The sequence below is a fragment of the Candidatus Eisenbacteria bacterium genome, from assembly GCA_035712145.1.
Taxonomy (GTDB): domain Bacteria; phylum Eisenbacteria; class RBG-16-71-46; order RBG-16-71-46; family RBG-16-71-46; genus DASTBI01.
The window spans coordinates 1-2037 of the sequence record DASTBI010000026.1; the positions used below are offsets into that span (position 1 = coordinate 1).

The window sequence follows — 2037 nt, forward strand, 5'->3', positions numbered from 1 at the left end:
GACCCCCGCGGTGACGACGATGTCGCCCGCGGACAGGCCGTCCTTGAGCACAACCCGATCGGCCTCATAACGGCTCACCACGACCGTCTTGAGAACAAGGCTATCGTCCTTCGGATCGACCACCCACACGGCCGGCAGCCCACCCTTGTCGAACAGGGCGTTGCCCGGCAGGACGACAACCGGAGCGCTCGACGCCTTCAGGCCGACGACGCTGCTCCCGAAGCGCATCTGCTCCGGGGGATTTTTCAACGTCACCTTGACCTGATAGGTGCGCGTCGAAGGATCGGCGACCGGGGAGATCTCGCGAACAACGCCTTCAGCGGAAACGGAGGGATGGCTCAAAAGGGCAACCACGATCTCCGGCCGCTCCCCATTGATGCTCCTGCCGCCGAAGACGGATTCGGCGATCGCGAAGACAGCGTCCTTGTCGTCGGGCCGCGCCAGTCGAATGACCATCTGACCCGTATTGACGACCTTATACCAGGTCTCTGAGAGCGTGACTCGGGGGTGGATTCCCGAAGTGCTGCGGATCTGATTCAACATGGCGGACGAGGAGGTTCGCCATGCCTATTCCGCTTCGGTCCGACTTCGATGCGGCGCAACTGCGCGGGGTTGCAAGGAGGACGAAGGACGCGCCGCAGGCGCGGCGTCTTTTGGCGCTGGCGGCGATCTATGACGGAGCGACGCGCACGCAGGCGGCGGCGATTGGCGGTGTGACGCTGCAGATCGTGCGGGACTGGGTGGTGAAGTTCAACGCCCGCGGGCCCGATGGTCTCATCGACCGCAAGGCGCCCGGGCAGCCCTCGCGGCTCAACGACACGCACCGGGCGGCGCTGGCGACGATGATCGAGAGCGGGCCGATGCCGGCGGTTCACGGCGTCGTGCGGTGGCGTCTGATCGATCTGTGCCAGTGGCTCTTTGAGGAGTTCCGGATCACGGTGGCCAAGCAGACCTTGAGCCGGGAGCTGCGGGGCATGGGCTATCGCAAGCTGTCGGCGCGGCCGCGTCACCACGCTCAGGCCGAGGGAGCGGTCGAGGATTTTAAAAAAGCTTCCCGGCGCACCTGGACGAGATCGCGCGCGAGAAGGGCGTCGCTGCGGACCGGATAGAGGTCTGGTTCGCGGACGAGGCGCGCATCGGCCAGAAGAACAAGATCACACGGCGGTGGGCCCGGCGGGGAACGCGGCCCTCGGCACCCTACGATCAGCGCACGGCCTCGACCTACATCTTCGGCGCCATCTGCCCGAGCGAGGGCAAGGGAGCTGCCCTGGTCCTGCCGGCCTGCAACACCGAAGCCATGAACCTGCACCTGGCCGAAATCGCAACCGAGGTGGCGCCGGGAGCTCATGCCGTGCTCCTCATCGATCAGGCCGGATGGCACCTCTCGAGCCGGCTCGTCGTGCCGCCAAACATCACCCTCGTGGCGCTCCCACCCAAGTGCCCCGAGCTCAACCCCGTTGAGAACGTCTGGCAGTTCATGCGCGACAACTGGCTCTCGAACCGCATCTTCACGTCCTACACCGATCTCCTCGACCACTGTTGCGAAGCTTGGAACAAGCTCATCAATCAGCCATGGACCATCATGTCTGTCGGCCTCCGCCACTGGGCATATCGGTCCTGATCATCGGGACTCGGTATTACAGCTATCCGCGGGTTCGCTATTACCATTATCCCCGGCGGGCCTATTACTATCCTCGGCGGGTCCATTACTATCGGCCGGCCTATTACGGGTATCGGTGGTAGCGCGCGCGTCGCTCGCCGCACCGGGCCAGCAAGGCGGGTGCCTCGGCGCCGCCCGCTTCATTGCTCTGGCGACAACGGCCGCAGCCGGTCGAGGACGCCTTGCAGGATGTAGGCTGCCGCCATCTTGTCGACGACGGCGCCGCGTCGCGCCCGGGACGCATCCGCCTCGAGCAAGGCTCGGGTGACGGCGGCAGTCGACAGGCGCTCGTCCCAGAACACGATCGGCAGGCCGAGCAGCGGCTGGAGATTGCGCGCGAACGCGCGCGTCGCCTGCGCGCGCGGTCCCTCCGAGCC

General features: G+C 65.9%; 3 protein-coding genes. 1 reads left to right on the top strand and 2 read right to left on the bottom strand.

Annotation, left to right across the window (positions count from 1 at the left end):
* Positions 1-543: HlyD family efflux transporter periplasmic adaptor subunit (locus VFQ05_01255; protein HET9325375.1), on the bottom strand; the 543-nt coding region annotated here is incomplete at its 3' end.
* Positions 544-563: 20 nt separating this feature from the next.
* On the opposite strand from VFQ05_01255, the gene VFQ05_01260 reads away from it, so the two are divergent.
* A protein-coding gene (locus tag VFQ05_01260; protein ID HET9325376.1) for an IS630 family transposase occupies positions 564-1621 on the top strand; the annotation gives its coding sequence in 2 pieces (ribosomal slippage) (positions 564-1050 and positions 1050-1621; 1059 coding nt in all).
* Between the two features lie 179 nt (positions 1622-1800).
* Here VFQ05_01260 and ruvX read toward each other — a convergent pair.
* Positions 1801-2037 (bottom strand): Holliday junction resolvase RuvX (ruvX, locus tag VFQ05_01265; protein ID HET9325377.1); only part of this gene is annotated, 237 nt, incomplete at its 5' end.